Annotated in this window: 16 protein-coding genes; 6 read left to right on the top strand and 10 right to left on the bottom strand. The window is 37.9% G+C overall.

All coding sequences use genetic code 11. The features are described 5' to 3' along the window. Positions 1 to 25: 25 nt before the first annotated feature. From BM084_RS12865 to BM084_RS12885, 5 genes are all read left to right on the top strand, one after another. Entirely contained in the window at positions 26 to 808 is a 783-nt protein-coding gene (locus BM084_RS12865; protein WP_093305284.1) for an L-fucose dehydrogenase, read from the top strand. Positions 809 to 813: 5 nt separating this feature from the next. Next, positions 814 to 2,124 carry an L-fucose:H+ symporter permease gene (gene fucP, locus BM084_RS12870; protein WP_093305286.1) on the top strand — a complete coding sequence of 437 codons (1,311 nt, stop codon included), beginning with the start codon at positions 814 to 816 and terminating at the stop codon, positions 2,122 to 2,124. Continuing rightward, a complete protein-coding gene (locus BM084_RS12875) occupies positions 2,121 to 2,465 on the top strand; it encodes an L-rhamnose mutarotase (RefSeq protein ID WP_093305288.1) in 345 nt (114 codons plus the stop codon). Before fucP ends, BM084_RS12875 begins: the two co-directional genes overlap by 4 nt. A 5-nt stretch (positions 2,466 to 2,470) precedes the next feature. After that, entirely contained in the window at positions 2,471 to 3,622 is a 1,152-nt protein-coding gene (locus tag BM084_RS12880; protein ID WP_093305290.1) for an alpha-hydroxy acid oxidase, read from the top strand. Between the two features lie 157 nt (positions 3,623 to 3,779). Then, positions 3,780 to 3,965, top strand: a complete 186-nt coding sequence (locus tag BM084_RS12885; protein WP_093305293.1) for a hypothetical protein — start codon at positions 3,780 to 3,782, stop codon at positions 3,963 to 3,965. Between the two features lie 115 nt (positions 3,966 to 4,080). Here BM084_RS12885 and BM084_RS12890 read toward each other — a convergent pair whose 3' ends face one another. The 6 genes from BM084_RS12890 to BM084_RS12915 form a co-directional block, all read right to left on the bottom strand. Next, a complete protein-coding gene (locus tag BM084_RS12890) occupies positions 4,081 to 4,869 on the bottom strand; it encodes a glycoside hydrolase family 16 protein (RefSeq protein WP_093305295.1) in 789 nt (262 codons plus the stop codon). Positions 4,870 to 4,896: 27 nt separating this feature from the next. Next, positions 4,897 to 6,657, bottom strand: coding sequence for a beta-N-acetylhexosaminidase (locus BM084_RS12895; protein ID WP_218152248.1), 1,761 nt, complete (start codon positions 6,655 to 6,657; stop codon positions 4,897 to 4,899). Positions 6,658 to 6,666: 9 nt separating this feature from the next. Continuing rightward, positions 6,667 to 8,343: a sulfatase family protein gene (locus BM084_RS12900; protein ID WP_093305297.1), complete on the bottom strand. Its 1,677-nt coding sequence runs from the start codon at positions 8,341 to 8,343 to the stop codon at positions 6,667 to 6,669. Between the two features lie 94 nt (positions 8,344 to 8,437). Continuing rightward, the gene (locus BM084_RS12905; RefSeq protein WP_093305299.1) at positions 8,438 to 9,994 is read right to left on the bottom strand and encodes a sulfatase family protein; all 1,557 of its coding nucleotides are present in this window, start codon (positions 9,992 to 9,994) and stop codon (positions 8,438 to 8,440) included. A 270-nt stretch (positions 9,995 to 10,264) separates the two neighbouring features. Next, on the bottom strand, positions 10,265 to 12,256 hold the full coding sequence (locus BM084_RS12910; RefSeq protein ID WP_093305302.1) for a RagB/SusD family nutrient uptake outer membrane protein: 1,992 nt from the start codon (positions 12,254 to 12,256) through the stop codon (positions 10,265 to 10,267). 20 nt (positions 12,257 to 12,276) lie between these two features. Beyond that, entirely contained in the window at positions 12,277 to 15,435 is a 3,159-nt protein-coding gene (locus BM084_RS12915) for a SusC/RagA family TonB-linked outer membrane protein (RefSeq protein ID WP_093305304.1), read from the bottom strand. A gap of 421 nt (positions 15,436 to 15,856) precedes the next feature. Here BM084_RS12915 and BM084_RS12920 point away from each other — a divergent pair, with 421 nt between their 5' ends. After that, positions 15,857 to 18,805, top strand: coding sequence for a ligand-binding sensor domain-containing protein (locus BM084_RS12920; RefSeq protein WP_177195704.1), 2,949 nt, complete (start codon positions 15,857 to 15,859; stop codon positions 18,803 to 18,805). 294 nt (positions 18,806 to 19,099) lie between these two features. Here the strand turns inward: BM084_RS12920 and BM084_RS12925 are convergent, their stop codons facing one another. From BM084_RS12925 to BM084_RS12940, 4 genes are all read right to left on the bottom strand, one after another. Then, a complete protein-coding gene (locus tag BM084_RS12925) occupies positions 19,100 to 20,365 on the bottom strand; it encodes an IS256 family transposase (protein ID WP_093305308.1) in 1,266 nt (421 codons plus the stop codon). A 135-nt stretch (positions 20,366 to 20,500) separates the two neighbouring features. Continuing rightward, a complete protein-coding gene (locus BM084_RS12930; protein ID WP_093305310.1) occupies positions 20,501 to 22,060 on the bottom strand; it encodes a glycoside hydrolase family 16 protein in 1,560 nt (519 codons plus the stop codon). Between the two features lie 358 nt (positions 22,061 to 22,418). Next, complete coding sequence (locus BM084_RS12935) at positions 22,419 to 23,234, bottom strand: glycoside hydrolase family 16 protein (protein WP_093305312.1); 816 nt, start codon at positions 23,232 to 23,234, stop codon at positions 22,419 to 22,421. Between the two features lie 153 nt (positions 23,235 to 23,387). After that, positions 23,388 to 24,851, bottom strand: coding sequence for a RagB/SusD family nutrient uptake outer membrane protein (locus BM084_RS12940; protein WP_093305314.1), 1,464 nt, complete (start codon positions 24,849 to 24,851; stop codon positions 23,388 to 23,390). Positions 24,852 to 24,860 lie beyond the last annotated feature (9 nt).

Below are 24,860 nucleotides of genomic sequence, written 5' to 3' on the forward strand. Positions count from 1 at the left end.
ATAGATTTAAAGAAAAATTCCTCATATGGATTTAGGATTAAAAGATAAAGTAGTTTTAATAACTGGCGGTACTAAAGGGATAGGCGGAGCTATTAGCAAAGCGGTTGCCCGGGAAAATGCAATTCCAGTGTTTGTTGGCCGTGAGGAAGCAAGAGGTAAGGAAATGCTTGAAACCTTTAAAACCAGTGGAGTTAATGCTCATTTTATACAAGCCAATTTAAATGAAGATGGCCAATGCAAAAGAATTGTTGATGAAGTTTTAGAGATCTTCGGAAAAATTGACGCACTGGTAAATAATGCTGGAGTGAATGATACTATTGGTCTAGAAACCGGTAACCCAAAGAAGTTTGCAAATTCAGTCTATAATAATTTGAATCATTATTATGAGATGGCGCATTTTTGCCTTCCAGCGCTTAAAAAATCAAAAGGGAATATTCTAAATATTAGCTCTAAGGTAGCCCTGGTAGGTCAGGGAGGTACATCGGGTTATGCAGCATCAAAAGGTGCGCAGTTAGCGCTAACTCGTGAATGGGCTGCAGAATTACTGCCATATAATATCAGGGTGAACGCAATTTTACCAGGGGAGGTTATGACGCCTCTATATAAAACTTGGTTGAATTCTTTTGACAAGCCCGAACAAAAATTAAATAAAATCACCCGTAATATTCCAATGGGAAATCGAATGACTCTTGATACTGAGATAGCCGATTTGGCAGCATTTATCCTATCTAAAAAATCTGGACATACTACCGCAGAGTGGTTTTCTCCCGATGGTGGTTATGTGCACTTAGACCGATCCTTAACCTAAAATCTATGTCTCAAGATTCTTTAGTTTCAAAGAAAGCTGTCGTTCCGTTTATTTTAATAACGGCCTTATTTGCTTTATGGGGGTTTGCCAATGATATTACCAATCCTATGGTCTCGGCGTTCAAAAAAGTTTTGGAACTAAATAATTTTCAGGCTTCCTTAGTTCAGCTTGCTTTTTATGGAGGCTATTTTACTATGGCCTTGCCAGCCGCGCTCTTTGTCAATAAATTTTCCTATAAAAAAGGAGTACTTATGGGATTGGCATTGTATGCTTTGGGAGCCTTATTGTTTTACCCTGCTGCAATTTACCAGGAATATATCTTCTTTTTGTTAGCCTTATATATTCTAACATTTGGCCTTGCTTTTTTAGAGACTACTGCCAACCCTTATATCCTAGCTATGGGAACCGAAGCAACTGCTACCAGGCGTTTAAATCTAGCCCAGGCATTTAATCCCATGGGAGCATTAGGTGGCCTAATTGTAGCACAACATTTTATTCTGGGAGCCTTGGAATCTGATGATATAGACGTGAATGGGAACCCTATTTATAGTACACTTTCTAAAAATGCTAAGGCTACCATAAGAGATGCCGATTTAGAGGTAATAAGTACTCCTTATGTGTTATTGGGATTGGTAGTTATAGTATTTTTCCTGGTTATACTTTTAGTTAGAATGCCTGAAAACAAAAAGAAAGAAGCCCGGGTAGCCGTAATACCAGCTATAAAAAGACTCTTTAGCAATAATAAATTTGTGGGTGGGGTGATAACCCAGGCTTTTTACGTGGGGGCGCAGATTATGTGTTGGACTTATCTTTATCAATATGCCGAATCTATTGGTATTGATAATAAAAGTGCGGTAAATTATGGAATTGCCGCTTTGTTGGTATTTCTTATAGGACGTTGGTTAGGTACCTACCTGCTCCGTTATATAAGTTCAGGTAAATTGTTGATGTTATTTGCATTCGGTGCGATCTTAACCTGTCTGCTTTGTATTTTTAGTCAGGGATTGATTGGTTTATACGCCTTGGTAAGTGTTTCATTTTTTATGTCAATAATGTTTCCAACCATATATGGAATTGCGCTCGAAGGCCAGGGTAACGATGCAAAATTTGGAGCTGCTTTTTTAGTAATGGCAATTGTAGGCGGGGCACTAATGCCAACTTTACAAGGTATGGTATTAGATATTGGAGGTTCCGGTTATACAGATACTACAATATTAGGTGTACCAGAAATAAACTTCTCGTTCTTTTTACCGGTGTTATGTTTTATAGTTGTTAGTATTTATGGGTGTTATATTTTTAAAAGAAACAAAGCATGAAAACTAAGAAGTATGTATTGGCTTGTGATTTAAAGGATGAGGTTGAACTAATTAAAAAATATGAAGAGTATCACCGTGAAGTCTGGCCAGAGATTATTAAAAGTATACTGGAGGTAGGTATTTTAAATATGGAAATTTTTAGAACGGGTAACCGCCTGGTTATGATTATAGATACACAACCAGATTTTTCTTTTGAAATGAAAGCGAAAGCCGATAAAGAAAACCCTAAAGTTCAGGAATGGGAAAGTTTAATGCAGCAATATCAGCAGGCTATTCCTTCGGCAAAAAATGGTGAGAAATGGACACCCATGGATAAAATATTTGATCTAAAAAACACCTAGAAAACATGGCTAATAATTTCAATTCTCAATATCCTTCTATAGAAGATCTTCGAGCAAAAGCTAAAAAAAGAATACCTGATTTCGCATTTGAATACCTGGATGGTGGATGCAATGAAGATGTAAATTTGAATATAAATACATCTGATATTCGTAAAATTCAGTTAGAACCGCGATATCTTCAAAATTATAAAGAAGCAGATACGACTACAAAATTATTTGGAAAAGAGTATAGTGCACCTTTTGGAATTTCACCCGTAGGTTTACAAGGACTAATGTGGCCTAATTCGCCTGAAATACTCGCCAAAGCGGCTTTTGAACATAATATTCCCTTTATTTTAAGTACGGTTACTACTATGAGTATTGAGCGTGCCAGTGAACTTACACAGGGTAACGCCTGGTTTCAGCTGTATAATCCGGTAGAAGATGAGGTTAGAAATGATATCTTAAAAAGGGCGGAAGTAGCAGAGTGTCCCGTTTTAGTACTTTTATGTGATGTGCCTACTTTTGGTTACAGACCCAGGGATATTAGAAACGGGCTGGCATTACCACCAAAAATGTCGGCGAAAAATATCTTTCAAGTTTTAGGAAAACCAAGTTGGGCATTAAATACTTTAAAACATGGAGTGCCAACTTTTGAAACCTTAAAACCCTATACTCCCGAAGGTTTAAACCTTAAACAGCTAGGGAAATTTATGGATAAAACCTTCTCCGGAAAATTAAATGCTGAAAAAATTAAACCTATACGGGATAAGTGGAAAGGCAAGTTAGTTCTTAAAGGAGTTTCTGCACCACGTGATGTGGAAGATGCTATAAAAATGGGATTTGATGGGGTAATTTTATCTAATCACGGCGGGAGGCAGTTGGATGCAGCGCAATCAACTATTTCAACTTTACCCAATATCGCTAATAGATATGGTGATAAAATTGAAATAATGATGGATAGTGGTCTTAGGTCTGGACCAGATATTGCCCGTACTATGGCTGCTGGAGCAAAATTCACCTTTATGGGAAGATCCTTTATGTATGGTACCGCAGCTTTGGGGAATAAAGGAGGAGATCACACCATAACTATGCTAAGAACACAATTTAAACAAGTAATGGATCAGTTATGTTGCGAGAAGGTAGAGGAACTGCCAAATCATTTCATACTTAACTAACGAAGAATTATTACAACAATTAAAGCGCTTAGAGTTGTAGTAATTTATCCTAGGCTGTTTTTTTGATGTTTTAGACATTTAATGTGCAACCATATTAATCTAACTTTCTATTAGTGGTTCACGGTTTTATTGACTCAGGTAGAGGTAAAATGGCTGGATGCTATTAAACCGGAATAATTTTAGTGTTTTAGACCTGTTAACTCCATTCCTGGAAAACGAGATTTTAGATAATTCGAAAAAGATTGAAATTATTGAAGCTATTTTAGTGGTAGATCCTTTATTTGAGCCTACAGTTAAGGAAAAAGTTTCCTGTTTATTACAAAGATTAATGCAAAAATGCTAATTACAGATAATATTTGAGGTTGATTTATAAGTATGTTTTTTTGAGACACTATTCTTGGGACACACTCCTTAATAAAAATTTTTAAATTTCTGAATCTGCACCATTTACATTATTTTTATTTATAAACCCGCACCCAATCTACTAGCATTTCAACTGGCAAATCTTCATCTTTAATGCTGCCAACCCAGTTTCCACCTAGTGCCTGGTCTAGAATAATAAAGAACTCCTGGTTGAAAGGCCATTGCTTTGAATCGGCATTTTCAATTTTTGGATAAGAAAATGTCTTTTTTCCATTAACAAAGAAATCTAAGCGATTAGGGTACCATTCCACGCCATATACATTATAGGTATCTATCTTAAATGGAATCGTGGTGAAATATGGCGGATACTCCTTTTTTTCCTGAATATCTATATAATTGGTGTGTAAGGTTTGATAAACAATGGTATCATAATTTAGGTGCTCCATGATATCTATTTCTCCACTATGCGGCCAACTACCATATTCGGGGTCTTGTGGCATCATCCATATGGCCGGCCAGGAGCCTTTTCCTTTATCCAGTTTAGCTTTCACCTCAATTTTCCCGTATTTAAAAGAAAATTTATCGGTGGTTCTAATACAACCGGTATTGTATTTTACCGTATCATTTTTATTGGTATTTATAATGCCACGCAAATGTAATTTGCCATCTTTAACGAAGCGTGTAGCATCTGAGTCTGTACAAAAGCGTGCCCAATCTGCTGAATTTCTGGGTGCGTGAGACCATTTCTCAGTATCGGGTTTACCTTCATTTTCAAACTCATCCTGCCAAATTAGTTCCCATTTCCCATCGGGTTTATCCTGGATATTTCCTGTACCACATGCGGCTAAAAGACAGGCAAAAAATATAACTACTATCTGTTTCATCTGATTTAAAAGGTTTTGAAGATATTTTTAATATTCCGATTGTTCAAAAAATTCTGGGTGGAACCTAACTCCATTAGTCTTCCATCTGGTGTAGTGCCCCATATTTAAACGCCGGGTAAATTCCGTAAAATTTTTGTCTTTCCTATTGCTCCAAACCGCTTCGCTAAAGGCAGCCATTCTTGGTAATAACATGTATTCTAAATGTTCTACCGATGAGATAAACTCGGTCCAAATTGCAAATTGTGATCCTAAAACGTATTTAGCCTCTTTTGCACTTAAAGCTTCTGGTACCGGTTTGTAATTATAAACTCGTTCTAGGGTGTTGATAGAGTAGGGGGCTGCCTGTGGCTCTAGTTCGGGATCAGCTTGGTAACGGTTAAAATAGAGAGGATCACTAGGGCTCATAACTACATCGTGACCAGATTTTGCAGCAGCAATTCCACCTTTTTCCCCCTGCCAACTCATTACGGTCGCGTTTGGTGCCAGGCCACCTTCCAGAATTTCATCCCAGCCCAGGAGTTTACGGTTGTTTGCCTGTAGAAATTTCTCCATGCGTTTTATAAAATAACTTTGCAGTTCTTTTTCATCTTTCAGGTTTTCATCTTTAATTCTTGCCTGGCAGGTTTCACATTTTTTCCAATAAGATTTATCTACTTCATCTCCTCCCATGTGAATATATTCTGACGGAAAAATATCCATAACTTCTACTAATACATCTTGTAAAAACAGGAATGGAGCTTCTTTCCCGGCACAATAATTAAACGCCATATTTTCGGTGTCTATCACATCGTTCCAGAGGTTTGATCCTGGAGGATCCTGTTTTGGCTGTGCGCAGGAGAATTCTGGATAAGCGGCAAGAGCTGCGGCAGAGTGTCCCGGCATTTCTATTTCGGGAATTACCCTAATATTTCTTTTTGCTGCATAAGCAACCACTTCCCGGGCTTGTTCCTGAGTGTAAAACCCGCCATAACGGTAAGGCTTCCCGGTTAATGGTTCAGCATAAGTAGAATCTTTTTTGTAAAAAACACTACCCGGTATTTCTTCCCGCCAGGCACCAATACTGGTTAATTTTGGATATTTTTTAATCTCCAATCGCCAGCCTTCATTATCGGTTAGATGCCAATGAAAAGTATTTAGTTTATAAAAAGCCATTAAGTCCAATACCTCCTTAATAGTTTCTACGGAATAAAAATGCCTGCTTACATCCAGCATCATACCACGCCAGGCAAATGCCGGTTCATCGGTAATTTCCATAGCCGGAAGCGTAATTTTTTCGTTGGTACGAATGCCTGGAAAATATTGCAGAACGCTCTGCACTCCATAAAACACACCGGCCACAGCAGGTGCAGAAATAACAATACGGTCGGTGGATATTTGTAATTTATAACCTTCATTTTTTAGATCTAAATTTTTATCTATTTCCAGTTTTATCGTCTTGCCTGCAGTTTGGTTTATAGGGAGCTGAATTCCGCTTAAGCGTTTTATCTGTTTTTGGAAGTAGGTAGTCATCTCTTCTAAACCATGTTTTTTGGAAAATTGAAGAGAAGTATTTTTATCTACTTCAAATGCCCCTGCTGCAAGTTCCATTTTTGAAGGCGCAGGGATAAGTTGAGCTTGCATTAAATTAGATACTCCAAAAATAAACAGAAAAAGAATTAGAGTGCTAAAGCTTTTTTCTAGCCACAAACTTTGCGGTGGCGGAATTAGTTTTACTGTAGTTTCCGGCACTTTTTGTGAGAGCAACTCCGGAGCTAAATTTGGGGAGTTGTTATTAAAATTGATTTTCATAATTACTACTTATTTATCTTCGTAGACCTTAATAAACTGCTTATCCAACTCTTCAGAGTCTTTATATTTTTTTCGAGTTTCTTCTAACTTTTTCATCATCATTTCTTTTACTTCGGCATAATCTGGATCGTAGAATACATTGTGCAATTCTTGCGGATCATTTTTTCGGTCATAAAGCTCCCATTCATCTACATCATAATAGAAGTGGATAATCTTATAATCTTTAGTAGCAATACCATAATGTCTTTTTACAGTATGCTCGCCAGGATATTCATAATAATGGTAATAAACAGCATCTCTATCCCAGGCCTGCTTTTCACCTGTTAGTAATGGTAATAAACTCTTACCCTGCATCTCATCTGGAGCATTAACACCTGCAGCATCTAAAAAGGTTTGTGCAAAATCCAGGTTCTGCACCATTTCCCCTTCGGTGATACCTGCTTTTATTTTATTTGGCCATTTTATAAGTAAAGGAGTTCTAAAAGATTCTTCATACATAAATCTTTTATCGAACCAACCGTGCTCTCCCAGATAGAAACCCTGGTCTGAAGTATAAACAACTATGGTGTTATCAGATAGGTTATTGTCATCTAAATAATCCAACACCCGACCTACATTCTCATCTACTGAGGCAATAGTCCCCAGGTAATCCTGCATATAACGTTGATACTTCCATTTCATTAAATCTTCATCATCCATCTCTGGATATTTCTCAGCAAACTCTTTATTTATAGGATCGTAGACCCTATCCCATGCAGCTTTTTGCTCTTTATTCATCCTATTGGTAGGATCTCCCAGGTAACGCTCTTTTATTCCCAGTTTTTGAATTGTTGTATCCTTCAATTTATTATCATTAGTTAGGATCATGTGGGTAAGAATATTCATTTCAGCCGTTTTTGCGGCTGTACTTTTACGGCTTTTTGGAGGGGCTAAATTGTATTTTTTAGATGCTGCATCGGGAGAACTGGCTTCAAGGTCTTCAGGATGGATACGGGTGTAATTATCAAAAAGCGTTTCGGGTAATGGGAATTCTTTTTTAGTAAATTCTTTATAATGTCTTTCTGCCGGTAACCAGGCCCGGTGTGGCGCTTTGTGTAGATACATTAATAGGAATGGTTTTTCTTTATCGCGTTTTTCCTCCAGCCAGTTAATAGTGAGATCTGTAATTATATCGGTAACATAACCATCTATGACGGTATCCCCGTCTTTGGTTATAAAGCGAGGGTTATAATAACTACCCTGGCCGGGTAGGATTTTAAATTCATCAAAACCTTTTGGATTGTTTCCAAAGTGTAATTTTCCAAACATTGCTGTTTGGTAACCGGCATCCTGTAAGATTTGTGGGAAAGTTATATTAGTAGTATCAAACTTACTAAGGTTGTCAATTTTCCCATTTAAATGACTGTGCTTGCCAGTTAATATAACAGCTCGCGATGGGGCGCAAATAGAATTGGTTACAGAAGCATTGTTGAAAAGAACCCCTTCACTGGCCAGCCTGTCAATATTTGGTGTATTGATAAGTTTATCATTATACGCACTTATTGCCTGGTATGCATGGTCGTCAGACATCATAAATACAATATTTGGCCGTTTGTTTTCTGTCTTTTTCTGTTCCTCTTGATTTTTACAGGAGAATAAAGCTGCTACTATACATAGCGAGCAAAGGAATGTTTTGTAATTTAACATATAACTTAATTTAGATTTTCGCTTATTTAATGCTAGGAAATAAAGGTTCGGAAATGGGTTACAAGGATTTTGTAAGATTTATATTTCCGGGTTGTCAGTCAGTTGTGCTTTTGCCTAATACTTTAGAATCTCTAATTTTATTGAGGGCTGCTTCCATTTCTTTTGTTTTTTCTGGCATTTTTGAAGCCAGGTTTTCTGTTTCACCCGGGTCTTTTTTAAGGTTATAAAGCTGTGGCTCTTGATTAAAACCTGTTTCTATTTCTACACCCCAGGGCACCATTGAAGGTCCAGAATGAGGTTCAATATATTTATAATTCCCCTCAATATAAGACAGGACATTTCTAATCGCTTGTTGAACCACGGACTTCCTACCTTTAGCTTGTTTTCCAATTAGAGCGTTCCAGTGGTTTTGACTGTCTATAGCTATATCTTTGGGAAGATTTTGTCCTGTAACAGTGGCAAAGGACCTTAAGAAATCTACTTGGCTCATCAACGCAGTAGATTCCTGATTGGATTTTACTTTACCTTTCCATTGCACTAGAAAGGGGACTCTTGTGCCGGCCTCGAAGGTGCTGTATTTTCCACCACGAAAGTTTCCGAAGGGATCGTGTTCTGCTAATCTTTCTGCAGCGCCATCGACATAACCATCGTCTAAGACGGGACCGTTATCACTGGTGAAAATTAAGAGGGTGTTTTCTTCTAAACCTAATTCCTTGAGCTTTTTTTGAACTGCGCTTACCGTATAATCCAATTGCACAATTACATCACCACGCGCACCTTTTCCGGTAGTGCCGGCAAAACGCTTATGGGGTACACGAGGTACATGAATATCATGGGTGGCCAGATAGAGGAAGAATGGAGAGTCTTTGTTCTCTTCTATAAACCCAACCGATTTATTTATAAGAACATCGGCGATATCTTCATCCTGCCATAGGGCTTTTTCCCCGCCGCTCATATAACCAATTCGGCTTATCCCGTTGGTGATACTTTGGTTGTGCCCATGGGAATACATCATTTTTAATTGTTCTGGGTTTTTACTGCCGGTAGGACCCTCATTTAAGTTTTTGAGATAGCTTACAGTTATTGGATCTTCAGGGTCCCGGTTTACTACACGGTGGTTTTCTACAAAAACGGTTGGTACCCTATCACCTGTAGCGGGTAGGAGGTATGCATAATCAAAACCTATTTCCAAAGGGCCCGGTTTAATATCTTTGTTCCAATTAACCGGCGCCTTTTTTCCCAAGCCAAGATGCCATTTTCCTACTACGGCAGTTTTATAGCCAGCTTTTTGCAAAACTCCCGGTAAAGTAGTGCTTCCGGGCAATATAAGACTCGTAGCATCGCCTGGCGCCACTCCGGTACCTTTCTTTCTCCAGGCATATTCCCCGGTAAGCATGGCATATCGGGAAGGCGTGCAAGTTGCTGCAGCTGCATAGGCGTTGGTGAATTTTAAACCATTTTTAGCTAAGTTGTCTATATGCGGAGTAGGAATATCCCCTCCATAACTGCTAATATCTCCGTATCCAAGATCATCCGCATAAATTAGTACGATATTGGGAGAGGTGATATTTTGGCTTTTCACTTGTAAGGGAATAAGCCCCAGGGAATTAAATATTAAAAGATATATATAAGATTTTAGATAAATTTTCATCTATATAGTTTAAAAATACGTTGCAGTTCTATCATTCAATTTATATAAATTTTGAGTGATATATGTTTAAGATTTTTTATATAATACTGGTAATAAAAAGACAGGTTACTATTTCAAACCTGTCTTTTATGGCTATTCAAAAAATCTTCTACTTGTTCTGAATTGTACTTTCCAAATGGATTAAAAGTAGATTTTTATAATGCTTAAGAATTAGCGTATTGGTTGCCTACATTCTCCATAATCCTTTTAAATCCAATAGGATAAGAATAATTAGAATTCAGCCCCGGTACCTGCCTGTGTAGACCATCCGGGATTTTGATAAATTATAGAGCTGGAAGGATCTGTTGACCCCTCAGGACCTGTGATAAGAAAATGTTCTGTAGCAATAGGATTCAAATAATGTGCAAAAGCCCAGGAGAATCCATCGCTTACGGGATTACCGGAACCAGTATTTATTCGATAAGGCATTAAGTAATTACTTTCTTCACTACTCGAAACATTTGGTACACCCCCCTGGCCGGGTTCTATCAACAAAGAATTTCCGTCTTCATCCTCATACCACTCCTCCATGGGTCCCCAAACTTTAAAGCCTTCGATAATATGAGGCTCACTCTTTAACTGATCCAGTGCTCTCCAGCGCTTTAGATCAAAAAGTCGCATTCCTTCTGCTATTAATTCGCTTCGTCTTTCCCTTCTAATATTGTATAATACTGGATCATTTAGTAATTCTCCAGCAGAATAGGCCGCAAAATCATTTTCAGCTTCTTTAGCCATATCAGTTGCAGAAACAGTTATTTCGTAATCAGGCTCTATCCCTGCTCTGGATCTAATGGCTTTCCAATATTGCCCGGCTTTTTCATTTATACTTCCCTCCATCAAATAGGAAGCTTCAATATAATTTAGGTAGGCTTCAGCGGCACGAAATACGATACTACCAGTTGAGCCACTATTACCTTCTACATTGCTTTCCAGGTAAGAAAAACCTTTTTTTACAGAATATCCGGTCACGTCTTTTGTTTCTTGCAAACCTATAATATCGGGTATTCCAATAAGAAGAGGACTTCCATCAGAATCGACAGCATCTGTAAGTCGTAATTCTCCCGGAGCTTTCATAAAAAGCTGAAGTCTGTGGTCGCGATTTTCTTTAACATCTTGAATAAAATCATCACCTGCATAACCTGAACCAGACGCATAAATAGGTAGACCGTTATCCATCAGAAAATTGTCAACAAAACTGCGTGTGTATCCCGAGTTCCCACCATTCTGGTTAATATAGTGGTTAACGTTATGGCTTATACCAAGAGTTGGGTCGTAGTCTCTCCATAGTAAAACTTCGTCATATGATTCTAAATTTTCGGAACCAAACATTGTAAAGTATGGGTTGCCCGACGAATCATAACCAATATCTTCACCTGGAATATTTTGTGCCAAAGAAATATTATCTGCCACCTGTGCGGATGCTTCCATGGCCTCGGTCAGGAAAAAATCAATTTCTGTATCAATGTCAATATTAAAGTCACTTATAACTCCCGCACCCGGCCAATCTGGTCCTCCGGGTACAAAAGGGGTACCTTTATGGTAGGTGAGCCAACTTCCTTCATGAAGAGCTACTCTTGATTTTAATAAAAGGGCAGCGTATTTTGAAATTCTATTTTTACCGTTTGGTGGTACATCTTGAAGTAATTCAATCGCATGCTCAAGATCTGAAAGTACAAAACGTGCTACTTCATTTCTTGGTCTTCGCTCAGATTCTGCAATTAATTGCTCCATGTCATCTTCAAGGGTATTTGTCACTATGGGGAAATCACCCAATTCCTGAATTTTTTGAAAATACTCGTAAGCTCGTAGGAAATAAGCCTCACCTATGTAGTGATCAACATATTGGGGACTACCTTCAATATCTCCTGCTTCCCACCTTGGAATAACGGTTTCTAAAAAATAGTTTAACTGACGGATATTACCAAAGCTCCAGCTTCCACCTGATTGTGAAACCCTCCATTCACCAGGTGCCCAAATATTACTGTGACCTGATGATGCTTGATTATCTGTATGGTTATCCATTCCAAAGGTCCCTATATTCCAGCCGCCATGTGTGGGAAAATTATATCTTGCTATAGTATAAGCCGCAAGATCTGCTTCTCTATTCAAATAGTCCTTCGGAGTTACATCAGAGAGAGGTTCTCTATCCAAAAACTCATCGGCCTCACAACCCGCCAGAAGCAAGAATGTCAAACAGACAAAAAATGATTTTATTGATTTCATAAGTATTTATTTTTAAATTTTTAGAAATTAACATTAAGACCAACAGAAAATACCTGAGAATAGGGATAAGTTTTGCCATCATTCCAGCCTCCCAGCCCTATAGATTCGGGGTCGAAAATATCTATCATATCCGTAAAGGTGAGTAGGTTTTCACCTGAAATGTAGAACCTAACTCTCGATTTTTGAAATGCTTTAAAGGAATAACCCAGCTGCACATTTTTTACTCTTAAATAAGAAGCATCTTGAATATATCGTGTTTGTGTTTGCTGATTTTTGCCACTACCAAATAAAGGGCGGGGATAATAAGCCTCGCGATTCACCTCTGCGATACCTGCCTGAACCATCTGGGAATCCTCGTCTCTAAAGAAATCCATGTGCTCATCAAATCCGGCAGATTGCCACATTCCTCCGTTGGCTCCCCAGAAATAAGGTCCATTTGGCATATAATCTCTTTTTCCAAAACCTTGTAGAAAAATCCGGAAATCAAAGTTTTTGTAATCACCACTTAAGTCAACTCCAAACCTATATCGTGGTGTAGAATTGCCTATTACCGATAAATCACCTGTATTCTCCAATGTTCCATCTCCGGAATTAACTTCCCCATCACCATTGAGGTCTGCATACATAATATCGCCGGCTTCCCAGTTACTCCCAAGTTGGTTTTGACTGGTGTTTTCTAAATGATTCTGCATCTCTTGATCGGTTTGGGCAATGCCTAGGGTAGTATACCCCCAGATTTCACCCATCATTCTACCATCGTACCAATCCGAAATACTATTAGTTGGATTAGGATAATTAAGAACTTTCTGTTGAGAATCTGAAAAAGTTCCTCTTATACTGTAATTAAAGTCTCCGATTTGATCTCTCCAATTAATTTCCGCTTCAAACCCAGTAGATTCCATATCAGCGTTATTAATTCGTGGTACTGCTGTTCCCAGAATAGCAGGCAGTTCCGGTGCGGGCCCTACCATATCCAGGGTCTTTCGATTGAAATATTCCAGACTTAAGTTTAATTTATTCTTAAGTAAAGCTAAATCCAATCCCAGGTTCCAGCTCGTTACTCTTTCCCATGTAAGTTGTGAACTAACTAAGCCGGGAGCTCCTGATGTGTTGGGTCTCTCTCCATTTAAGAGCCAGTTTCCATTCGCCGTACCAATTGGCATGGATTGATAAAAAGGATACCAATTACTCGTATTTTGATTCCCCAATTCACCATAAGAACCTCTTAATTTAAATAAATTTATAGCATCCAAATTCCAAAAGTCTTCTTCGGCTATGTTCCATCCTGCGGATATAGAGGGAAATAAATTCCAGCGTTTATCATCAATAAATCGTGAGGAACCGTCATATCTGGCATTAAGTTCTAATAGGTATTTCTCTTTAAAATTATAATTTAACCTCCCGAAATATCCTGCCACAGCCCAGTGCTGATACTGTCCTTCCGTCGCTCTACTTTCATCTGTAGCCGTATTTATTGTGGGGAGGTCTGGAGTTATTAAACCACTTCTGGAAGCACCAATTGTTCTGTACTTGGTTACTTCAGAATTATAGCCGGCCATCACTTTAAAATTATGAGCGTCATTTATATTAAAGCTATAATCAGTATAGAGGTTTGTGCTATAATAATCTTCCTTACGGTGATATTCGTAAACAGAACTATATCCGGGTGAATTGTATCCCACCGATACGGGGAAAGGATCTCCCGCGACATCGTAAGCATAGGCCGGAAGAACGTTTGCGTGATTGTTGTTGTTTGTAAGTTTATAGTTACCAATGGCATAAATATTCCATCCTTCTAAAGGAGTAATTGTAAATTGTCCCTGCATAAATAACCTATCTGTAAGATTATCCGTGCGACCTCCCTGTTCTAGCTGGACGATCTCTCCAGAGGCATCTCCAAAATTTCCATTTGGATCTCTAACAGGTACGGTAGGCCATCTTCTAGCAATGTTGTGATAAAATAATCCGCTCTGCTGGGTAGCTTTATTATAACTTTTTCTAGAAAATCTTGTGCTATAATTGAAACTGATCCAATCAGTTATTTCTGTATTTAGTTTTCCTGTAAAATCGTAATCATCAAAGGTATCTTCGCCATAGGCTAATAAACCATTCTGATCCATAAATCTCGCTGATGTGTAATATGTTGTTTTATCGGTACCTCCGCTAAGACTTATATTATGCTCTTGAGAAAAGGAAAAATCCTTATAAAGCTCGTCAAACCAATCTGTATTTGCATTAGAACCCGTGTAATACTGAAACCTGTCTCCAGTAGCATTTGGTACAGTTCCGTAATCTATTTCACCGTTTTGATACTGTACTATTCTATCAATAACTTCCTGTGAAAAAGGAGGTGCTTGTCCAGAATTGTTAGCGGCTTCATTCCAATATAAGGCAAAGGTATGTGAGTCCATCATATTGGGAACGTGAAGAGGTGAGGTGAAGCGGAAATTGTTGTTGTAATTGATTCTCGGGGCACCAGGTTTACCATCTTTGGTGGTAATCAGTATGACTCCAAATGCAGCTCTGGAACCATATACTGCAGAAGCAGCTGCATCTTTTAATACAGTAATGGATTCAATTATTTGGGGGTTAATGGCATCAAGGTCTGCTTCCATACCATCTACTAAAACCAGGGGAGCTGAGTTAGACCCGGATCCAATAGTACCGGAACCCCTAATGTTAAAGTTAAGACCTGAATTTAGCTCGCCTCCCAGGCCCGAAGTTTGAAAATTTAACCCAGGCACTACCCCTTGTAGCATTTGACTAACATTGGGTACAGGTCTGGATTGAAGAACTTCGGAATCAACTGTAGTAACAGCACCTGTAAGATTCGCTTTTTTCTGCGTACCATATCCAACCACTACAACTTCTTCAAGTGCCGATTCTTCTGTTTCCAGTTGTATGTTCAGCGTAGCATTTCCATCTACAGGAACTTCCTTAGTAGCGTAACCAATATAGGAAATACTTAGAATGGCATTAGATGGTACTTCGATACTGAACTCTCCATCGAAGTTGGTCATAACCCCGTTAGAAGTTCCCTTTTCTATAATATTAGCACTGGGTACCGGTATCCCTGATTCCATTTCGGTTACTTTTCCCGAAACGGTAATAGACTCCTGTGCTATTAAAATTGATTGACACGATAATAAGATCGTGCAAAAAGTCAAAAATCTTTTCATCTTATAAAAATTTATTGGTATTTAGTTAGTAAAATCTCTTATTTTTCAACCTGTTGAAAATTAATTAGTATTAAGTAATTTTGCTTGCATATTGTTTGTGTTAATTTTTAAGGATTAAAATTTAAGTTTCGTTAAAATTGCATTTTAAAAAAGTTTCGGTTTTTAAGAAACTTCAGACTATATCGTTTTCGGGTTAATATTATGTGGAGACGAATTTATAGATATGTTAAATAAATTTGTATTTTGTGGGTATACATTTGGGTTACATTAACATTACTTTTGAGTTAGCGAATACGAATAAAATACTGATAATCATAGATATATGTTATTTTATCCATTTACAAGGCTAGAAATTCTGTTATTTAATAGTTTCACTTCACACTTTTTTAAGAGTATTTTTTTTCAAACCATATTTATTTTTGTGTCGATAGTAACTTATGGGCAAGAACCCGTTTTGCAGTTTGAGCATTTAGATATGAGTGATGGTTTTTCTGATAACAGAATAAATCAGGTGATGCAGGATCAACATGGAATTATTTGGGCTGCTACAAAATTTGGTGTCAATAGATACGACGGAGATAAGGTAAGATTGTATCCTTTAGCTAACAGCATTACTATTTATAAGTTACAGGTAAAAGGAGAAAATAATATCTTGGTTGGAACCGATAGAGGTTTATACAACTATCATAAGGAAAAAGACCGATTTGAGCTTTATCGTCCCGTGGATAAGAAAGCCACTGACACTATCTTTAACCAGAAGATTTTTAGCATTTCCATTTCCAATTCTCAAGATTTCTGGATTGGGGGAAGTACAGGAAAATTTTATTTTATTCAGGAAGGTAAAAAGAATTATAGCTTTAATGCCTGCCGGTTGAACCCGAGCTTTCCCAATGCGGATATTATTTCCCTTTCACAGGATAGGTTTGGGAAGATATGGCTGGGTACAAGTAACGGTGAAGTCTGGAGTTTTGATCCACGATCAAAAGCACTGCATCCTTTACAAGAAATAGAAAATTATTATCCCATTAGTGATATTTTAGTTGATAGTCAAAGTCAGGTATGGATAGCTAGCTTAGGTAATGGCCTTTATAGATATAATTTGGAGTCCAAAGAACTAAGTCACTATACAGCTAAGGCTAAAAGAGGAGAAAGTATTAATAACAATATAGTTCTGGGATTATATGAGGGTAATAATGAGCGGGTTTTTATAGGAACTGATGGAGGTGGGATTAATTTGTATGAGCCGATAAAGGATAAATTCACCTATTTTAAACAGGAAGATGGTGAATGGGGATTGTCGGATAATTCTATATTATGTTTTGGTAGGGGGATGCATAACGTAATATTTGCGGGTACCGTTCACGGTGGCATTAGCTACTTTAAGGATCGTATGAGTGTATATAATGTTTCTCCGCATAAATTAGCTTTTGAAACAGATAAACAAGGCTCCCGAATTCTTGAAGATTCTCAGGCTAATCTGTGGATCACAGCGGGGAGAAATGGCTTACGAAAGTATAATCCACAAACAGGTGAGGTTGATATTTTTATTGATGACAAAAATAACGACAAGGATCTATCGGGCGATATTATTCTTTCCATCATAGAGGATGAAAAAGAGCGTATTTGGATAGGCTCTTTAAGAGAAGGCTTGAATATTTATGATACCAAAGAGCAAAAATTTATAAGTTTCACAGGAAAAGAGAATTTAAGTGGTATTTACGCTATTGAAAAAGGATCAGATGGACATATTTGGGTAGGAACTACAAATGGAATTGTAATATACAATGAGCAGCTTAACATTATAAAACGACTCAATACCCATACCTGCGAAGGTCTAAGTAATAATAGAATAACCAGCCTTTATAAGGATGCAAAAGGGGAAATTTGGGTAGGTACTGAAAATGGGTTAAATATTCTATCTGCAGAAGGTGAGTGGTTAGAAAGTTTTTATACTTCTAATAAGGACAATACAAGCTTAAGTGGAAACCACATACTCTCAATTCAGGAAGGCCCGGATTTATCGGTTTATGTAGGAACCTATGGTTTTGGATTAAACAGGTATTCCCGAAGAGATAAAAAATTTGAACGAATAGGGGTGCAGAAAGGCTTATACGGAAAAATAGTCCGCGGCATTCTAATAGATCATCAAAAAAATATTTGGCTTAGTACCAACCTGGGGTTAAGCCGAATTAATAATGACACGATTAGTAATTTTGGAATACAGGATGGGATTACTCCCTTTCGTGGAGGGGAGGCGAGTTTAAGTAATTCGGGTCGTATTTATTTCGCGGGAAATGAAGGTTTATCATACTTTGAACCGGAAAGCCTACATCAGGAAATATCTCAACCACGTGTTTTTTTTACGGGTTTTAAAATAGTTGAAGAAGAAGATTCTAGAGAAATAGAACCTTCCGGTTTTTGGGATAAGCAAGGATCGGATATTTTAAAACTCCATGCGGATTTTAGCCTTTTCACCGTTAATTTTTCGAGTTCCAATTATTTCGATCTTGAGGACACAGAGTATTTTTATAAGTTAGAAGGCTTAAATAATGAGTGGCAAGCTTTAAACAAACTTAATTCCATAACTTTTTCCAATCTTGCACCCGGAGCATATAATTTACATGTGACAACTAAAAAGGGTACAGAGGAACCCTCCATTCATAAGGCAAATATTGAGTTTTTGGTGTTACCTGCTTTTTGGCAACGCCGGGAAGTGCAAGTAATCTCAATATTGTTATTAGGCTTGAGTATATTTTTTCTTACCAACTGGCGTAATAGAAATATTAAAAAACAGCGTGATGATTTTAAAAAGATTGTTGCTATTAGAACCCGGGAAGTAGAAAAAGAAAAGGATAAGGCCTATAAAAATGAATTGGAATTATTGGAAACGGAAAGACAAAATGAGCAACTCAAGCAAAAAAGGTTGAGTGATGAATTGAAATTTAAAACTGAAGAACTTACTAATAGTACCTTGAGAACCGTTCATAAAAATAACCTACTAGTTGAAATAAAAGAAGATTTCATTGCGGAAGGAAAAAAGCATATTGAGCTTAAAAAATTTTTCGATCAAATCGTAGGAAAAATAGACGATAGTTTAGCAATCGATACCGAATGGAAACAATTCTACTCCATATTTAAACAGGTACATCCCAGTTTTATACCCAGCTTAAAAAAGGAGAACCCTTCTCTTACTGATAGAGAATTGCGTCTGTGTGCATTGATTAAATTAAATTTTCCTTCTCAACAAATTGCTACATTATTTGGTATTTCCCTGAACTCTATTAAAGTGGCCCGGCACAGACTAAGAAAAAAATTAAAGATAGAAGAAGGTATGTCTTTTGAAGATTTTTTTAAGCTTAAGGGACTCTAATTCACCTGACCGAATGATGAGATGCCCAAAGTCAAAATTATAGTGAAGTCCGCTTCTTTTGTGGTAAGAATGCTAATAATAGGGTGAAAAAAGTATGACAAAATTTGCTCCAGATATGTACTTCAGAGTGAAAGACCTGTAAAGATATGTACTTGTATTTTAACGTTCAACTTGCAATACACAAGTATAGAAAGTATTTGGAAGAAAATAGGTTAACTATATTCCTAGAGCTTCAAACTTTCTTAAAAGATAAGGCAGGAAAGCGAATAGAACCAGAAAAACCGGGTCTGTAAATTAAACTCTGTCTGATATTTCAATTCCTCTGAGGCTAGCCTCAGAGGAATTGGCGTTTATGTCCAGTGGTATCCGGTCTCCAAATTTAATATAAAATTGCTGGATCGTTAGGCTCCAATTATGCAAAGGAGCGGTCCATTTCTTCTCAATGTTTCTTGTGGCCAGGTAGACCAGCTTGAGTAGTGACATATCATTAGTGAAAGCACCTTTGGTCTTGGTAACTTTCCTGATCTGACGATGGAAGCCCTCTACGGCATTGGTGGTATAAATGATCTTCCTAATGGGTTCTGTATACTCAAAATACTGGGATAGCTGTTCCCAGTTACGCTGCCAGCTTTCAATGACTACAGGATATTTACTACCCCATTTCTCCTCCAGGTTCAACAGCTCATCTTCGGCTACATCTTTAGTGACGGCTCTATATACTTTCTTCAGATCTTTCATAAATTCCTTCTGATCCTTTGAAGCCACGTATTTAAGTGAGTTACGGATTTGATGTACAATACAAAGCTGAACCTGGGCCTTTGGATAAACGCTTAAGATGGCCTGCGTAAAGCCTTTAAGGTTATCCGTACAGGCAATCAGGATATCCTGTAATCCACGGTTCTGAAGATCGGTTAAAACCTGTAGCCAGAAATTAGCACCTTCACTCTCAGAGATGTACATCCCCAGGATTTCCTTTTTTCCTTCTTTTGTAATCCCCAGGATATTATAGAGTGCTTTATGGGTAATCTTCCCATCCACTTTAACTTTATAATGCATGGCATCAAGCCAAACAATACAGTAGAGAGGCTCTAAAGGACGACTTTGCCAGGCTTTGATATCAGGAATGATCTGATCAGTGATCTGGCTTAAAACCGTATGGGAAATATCGGTATCGTACATTTCCTTGATATGCCCGGAGATGTCACGGTAGCTCATCCCAAGTCCATAAAGACCGATGATTTTCTCTGAAAGATTATCCGCTAGAATCGTCTGTCGTTTTTTGACCAGTTCCGGTTGGAAGCTGCTTTGACGGTCTTCAGGGGTTTCAATATCAAAGGAGCCAAATCCACTTTTGAGTTTTTTATTTCCCTTGCCATTACGCTTATTCCCTTTGGAGCGTTCATCGCTATTCAGATGGGAGTCCATCTCAGCCTCAAGGGCTTTCTCGATAACGTTCTTTAGCATCGGTGCAAAAGCACCGTCTGCACCAAAAAGGCTCTTGCCAGACATGAACTGGTCAAGTACCTTCTTCTCGAATTCTTGTTGTTCTTTTGTGGTCATAATTCTGTATGAATGAAATTAATAAATAATTCAATTCAGACAGAGTTTATTTTACACCCTCGAAAAACCACGAGGCTGCCTTGAATGTGGCAGCTTCATGGTAATTAATAGATCTTTATACAGTAATTATAGAAATTAGTAGAACACTCTATAATCTTTTACATCTTGCATTCCTATAGAATTATAAGTTACTCCATCATTCGACAGGGATACTTCAACATCTTGATAAGTTCGATTATCCCCGTTAAAGGCACCTAATTTTATAGCATCAAAAGAGATTTCCTGTCCCAGATCAATAATGAGTGTTCCTGTGGAATCTAATCCATAGTAACCGGAACTGCCACCATTTATCCCGACACCATCTGCTAATATGGAGGGAGCGTTATGTCCGGCAGGCAGAACAAATTCAGTTTCTTCATTAATGAGGGTAACCTCTGTTAAATGACTCCACATATTAACCGTACTGCCATTCATTTGGATCTTTATATACTTGTAACCCGTAAAACTGAAAGTATTAAAATTTTCGATATCTTTTATTACCGCATCTTCATATTGGTTTCCATCTGCTGAAACAGATACTTCTACGTCCTCATAAATACGAATATCACCATTATACACTCCTAATTTCACAGCATCAAATTCATAACCTTGCCCTAGGTTTATAATTAATTTGCCATCAGAATCTAACCCATAATAATTAGTATTTGAACCATTCACACCTATCCCATCTCCTAAAACTGCCGGTGCATTATGGCCTGCCGGAAGTGTATATTGAGTACCATCATTTATTAAGGTAACCTCAGTTAAATGACTCCAGTTATTTGTAGTACTACCATTCATCTGTATTTTTATATACTGATCTGAACCCGAAGGGGGACTAGGAGCAGGGATGTATTCGTAGTATTTCACATAATCAATTACGAAATCGACCGGTAATTGACTGGAATCGACATTACCTACCCAGGCTCCTCCCAGTTGTTGAGATAAAATAAGGTGAAAGTCCCGATCGAATGGCCATTGCCGCCAATCAGCACCTGCTTCTTTATGGTATGTAAATGTGGGGGTTCCGTTTATAGTAAACACTATTTTGTTGGGATACCATTCCACTCCGTAGGTATTAAATTCACCAGGGTTTACATTTACAGTTTTAGTGCTCGGCGAGCTCTTGGTGTTACTATGAATAGTGGAATGGATAAAATTGTCAAAATTGAGGTGTTCCATAATATCTATTTCGCCGTAATCAGGCCATCCTCCATATTCACTTGTACTACCAAGTAACCAGATTGCTGGCCAACTTCCCTGGGCTGATTCCATTTTAGCACGTACTTCCACCTTGCCGTAGGTGAAATTGAATTTATCTCTGGTCCAAACTCCACCGGTAAGATATGGTCTGGGATCAGTTTGAGTATCCGTGTTAACCAATCCTTTCAGATAAAGATAGCCATCCGATACTTCATACACCTGATCGTCTGTGGTCATATAATTTCTCCAATCGGGAGTCCCTTCTGTAATCCTGCTCCATTTGGTGGTATCAAGCACGGAGCCATCAAAATCATCTTCCCAAAACAATTGGAAATTTGCTGATGCTGTTAAGTGAGCAGTTTTACTCGCTAATTGTTCGGTACTATCCATTTCATCCCTGTCACATCCAAGACATAGGATAGTAGAAAATAGAATAATCCATTTTTTTCTCATCTTTTTAAATTTTGGTTAATAATTAGTTATAAAAAAACCTTTGCCAGATTAAGCTCATTATTCTATGAGGGTATTTTGTCGATAGCGACCCTTCTAAGGCTTAATAGGTACGATGATTATCAAATTGAAATAGTATTAAAATCATTAATTTGCCAGATTGGTAACTCATAAAGCTTCGCTACCTAAACCAAAGTAAATTGGAATCTAAATTCCTATCGAAATTTCTAGAATTAAAGTTGCCATATGGTGGAAGGGTAAAATTTAGTCCATAACTTCCTTATTAAACTGGCTTTGGTTAAAAGACTCCAGGCAATTAAGTTATGAGCATCTACTATCATTTTTAATTTACATTGATATTTTAGTTCGATCCTAAGGCTGTAGTACGAGATGGATTATATTCGTAGTACTTCACATAATCAATCACGAAATCAACCGGTAACTGACTGGAATCGACATTACCTACCCAGGCTCCTCCTAATTGTTGGGATAAAATAAGGTGAAAGTCCCGATCGAATGGCCATTGACGCCAATCAGCACCTGCTTCTTTATGGTATGTAAATGTGGGAGCTTCATTAATAGTAAATACTATTTTGTTGGGATACCATTCCACTCCGTAGGTATTAAATTCACCAGGATTTACATTTACAGTTTTAGTGCTCGGCGAGCTCTTGATGCTGCTGTGAATTGTGGAATGGATAAAGTTGTCAAAATTAAGATGTTCCATAATATCTATTTCCCCATTAGCAGGCCAACTATCATCATTTTTCCGGCCGAGTAACCAGATTGCCGGCCAACTTCCCTTTGCCGATTCCATTTTAGCACGTACTTCAACCTTACCGTAGGTAAAATTGAATTTATCTCGAGTCCAAACTCCACCGGTAAGGTAAGGTCTGGGATCAGTTTGAGTATCCGTGTTAACCAGTCCTTTCAGATAAAGGTATCCATCTGCAACTTCATAAACCTGATCGTCCGTGGTCATATAGTTTTTCCAGTCCGGGGCTCCTTCTGTAATCCTGCTCCATTTAATTGTATCAATCACGGAGCCATTAAAGTCATCTTGCCAAACCAATTGAAAATCTGCTGCTGTAGTTTTAGGTTGTTCGGAAATTTTCTTTTTTGCCAAACATCCAAGGCATAAGAAAGTAGAAAATAGGATAATCCATTTTTTTTTCATTTCAAGTATTTAAATAGTGTTAAAAAGAAATTCGTGTGCCAATTCTTACTAAAAAATTGAATTAGAAAACATTCATTTTTTAAAATGGAACTAGATCCTTTTTTATATAGACCAGTTTCGTTAAGATGATTGTTGCACATAATAGCACTTTTTTTAGAGGTTTTCATTTATAGATGTATCAGAGAAAGGTAAAGGAAAAGTGTAATCTTCTTTTGTTATTTCTCCTAATGTTTGTAAATCATCCGGGTGTTTATTGGCATTAGCTTCCTCTACCATTTCTAATCGAATTAAATCAAACCAACGTGTTCTTTCTGCTGCAAATTCCCACGCCCGTTCCTGCACAACTGCCGCTGCGAATTCGGAACCTGTCAAGCCACTTAAATCTTCCAGGCCTGCTCTGTGACGAATAGCATTTATACTTTCATAGGCTAAGACATCAGGACTGCCTGTGGCTCGTGCTTGTGCTTCGGCGTAAATAGTCAGTACGTGAGCATAGCGCATCATAGATTCGGGAACTGATGAACTCCAGGTTCTTTCATCTCCCTTGATATAATATTTTTCATAGTAAGGGTGCTCTGTTTGGCTTTCCTGCCACGGAATCACCTCTCCATCACCGGTAATAAATTCAGTGCGAAATGTAATTTCCTTTCTTACTCCTTCAGGAAAATTATTAAAGAAATTTAATTCGGCGAAAAAATCATCCCACCCCGATTCTTCCCCCGGCATAGCGGCAGATCCATAATTACCATTGGTTGTAGTGCCATTACCTCGAAATGTCGAAATCTGAAATACAGTTTCCTTGGTACCATTTTTTTCGGGATCATTTTCAAAAACTTCGGCAAGGCTAGAGAGCAGTTCAAATCCGTATATTTCCTTATTATCAATTACTTCTTTTGCTTTTGCAGCGGCAAGAGCATACTTGTCAGTTTGTTTTAATGGCCATCCCGCTGCGGTTAAATATACACGGGCCAGATAAGCTTTAACCGTCCCTTTATTAGGGCGACCAGCATCTCGTTTAGTATTGGGAATTTTTTCCTCGGCAAGTTTTAAATCAGCCTCTATTAAGGCATAAACTTCTTCGGGAGAAGATTTTTCTATGGTCAAGAGATCTTCAGAATATTCCGCTTGGGTAATAAGAGGAATTTCTCCATATAACCTTACCAGCCAGAAGTAGGAAACCGCTCGTACAAAATAGGCTTCGCCTGCAATGGTGGTTATAGTCTCTTGATTTCCTGTAGCATTTTGAAAATTTGCAATAATATTATTTGCTCCCTGAATAGCTTTATAACAACCAGTGTATAAAGCCTGAGTTCTTTGGTTGGTTTCTGAAACATTGAATTGATCAAACTCTCTAAAACTTGCTTTATTGCTGGCTTTATGGGTGGTAACATCATCAGCCCCCATGGTAGCCGCTATTGAAGTTGAATGTAAAAAGCCAGAGCCCCAGGTGGTTCCCCATCCCTTGTAGGCTCCTGTAAGGGCTGCCTCCAATCCTTCTTCACTGTTTAAAGCTGATTTTCCTACTAGTGCTCCATTGATTTCCTCATCAAGGTAATCTGAACATCCTGTTAGAATAGTGATCAAAGATGCTATATATAATATTTTAAAATTTTTCATTTAATGATT

The organism is Salegentibacter agarivorans, assembly GCF_900113135.1.
Taxonomy (GTDB): domain Bacteria; phylum Bacteroidota; class Bacteroidia; order Flavobacteriales; family Flavobacteriaceae; genus Salegentibacter; species Salegentibacter agarivorans.

Excerpts from the sequence above, each read along its gene's own strand:
- BM084_RS12865 (WP_093305284.1), top strand. The coding sequence starts at position 26 with ATGGATTTAGGATTAAAAGATAAAGTAGTTTTAATAACTGGCGGTACT.
- fucP (WP_093305286.1), top strand. The coding sequence starts at position 814 with ATGTCTCAAGATTCTTTAGTTTCAAAGAAAGCTGTCGTTCCGTTTATT.
- BM084_RS12875 (WP_093305288.1), top strand. The coding sequence starts at position 2,121 with ATGAAAACTAAGAAGTATGTATTGGCTTGTGATTTAAAGGATGAGGTT.
- BM084_RS12880 (WP_093305290.1), top strand. The coding sequence starts at position 2,471 with ATGGCTAATAATTTCAATTCTCAATATCCTTCTATAGAAGATCTTCGA.
- BM084_RS12885 (WP_093305293.1), top strand. The coding sequence starts at position 3,780 with ATGCTATTAAACCGGAATAATTTTAGTGTTTTAGACCTGTTAACTCCA.
- BM084_RS12890 (WP_093305295.1), bottom strand. The coding sequence starts at position 4,869 with ATGAAACAGATAGTAGTTATATTTTTTGCCTGTCTTTTAGCCGCATGT.
- BM084_RS12895 (WP_218152248.1), bottom strand. The coding sequence starts at position 6,657 with ATGAAAATCAATTTTAATAACAACTCCCCAAATTTAGCTCCGGAGTTG.
- BM084_RS12900 (WP_093305297.1), bottom strand. The coding sequence starts at position 8,343 with ATGTTAAATTACAAAACATTCCTTTGCTCGCTATGTATAGTAGCAGCT.
- BM084_RS12905 (WP_093305299.1), bottom strand. The coding sequence starts at position 9,994 with ATGAAAATTTATCTAAAATCTTATATATATCTTTTAATATTTAATTCC.
- BM084_RS12910 (WP_093305302.1), bottom strand. The coding sequence starts at position 12,256 with ATGAAATCAATAAAATCATTTTTTGTCTGTTTGACATTCTTGCTTCTG.
- BM084_RS12915 (WP_093305304.1), bottom strand. The coding sequence starts at position 15,435 with ATGAAAAGATTTTTGACTTTTTGCACGATCTTATTATCGTGTCAATCA.
- BM084_RS12925 (WP_093305308.1), bottom strand. The coding sequence starts at position 20,365 with ATGACCACAAAAGAACAACAAGAATTCGAGAAGAAGGTACTTGACCAG.
- BM084_RS12930 (WP_093305310.1), bottom strand. The coding sequence starts at position 22,060 with ATGAGAAAAAAATGGATTATTCTATTTTCTACTATCCTATGTCTTGGA.
- BM084_RS12935 (WP_093305312.1), bottom strand. The coding sequence starts at position 23,234 with ATGAAAAAAAAATGGATTATCCTATTTTCTACTTTCTTATGCCTTGGA.
- BM084_RS12940 (WP_093305314.1), bottom strand. The coding sequence starts at position 24,851 with ATGAAAAATTTTAAAATATTATATATAGCATCTTTGATCACTATTCTA.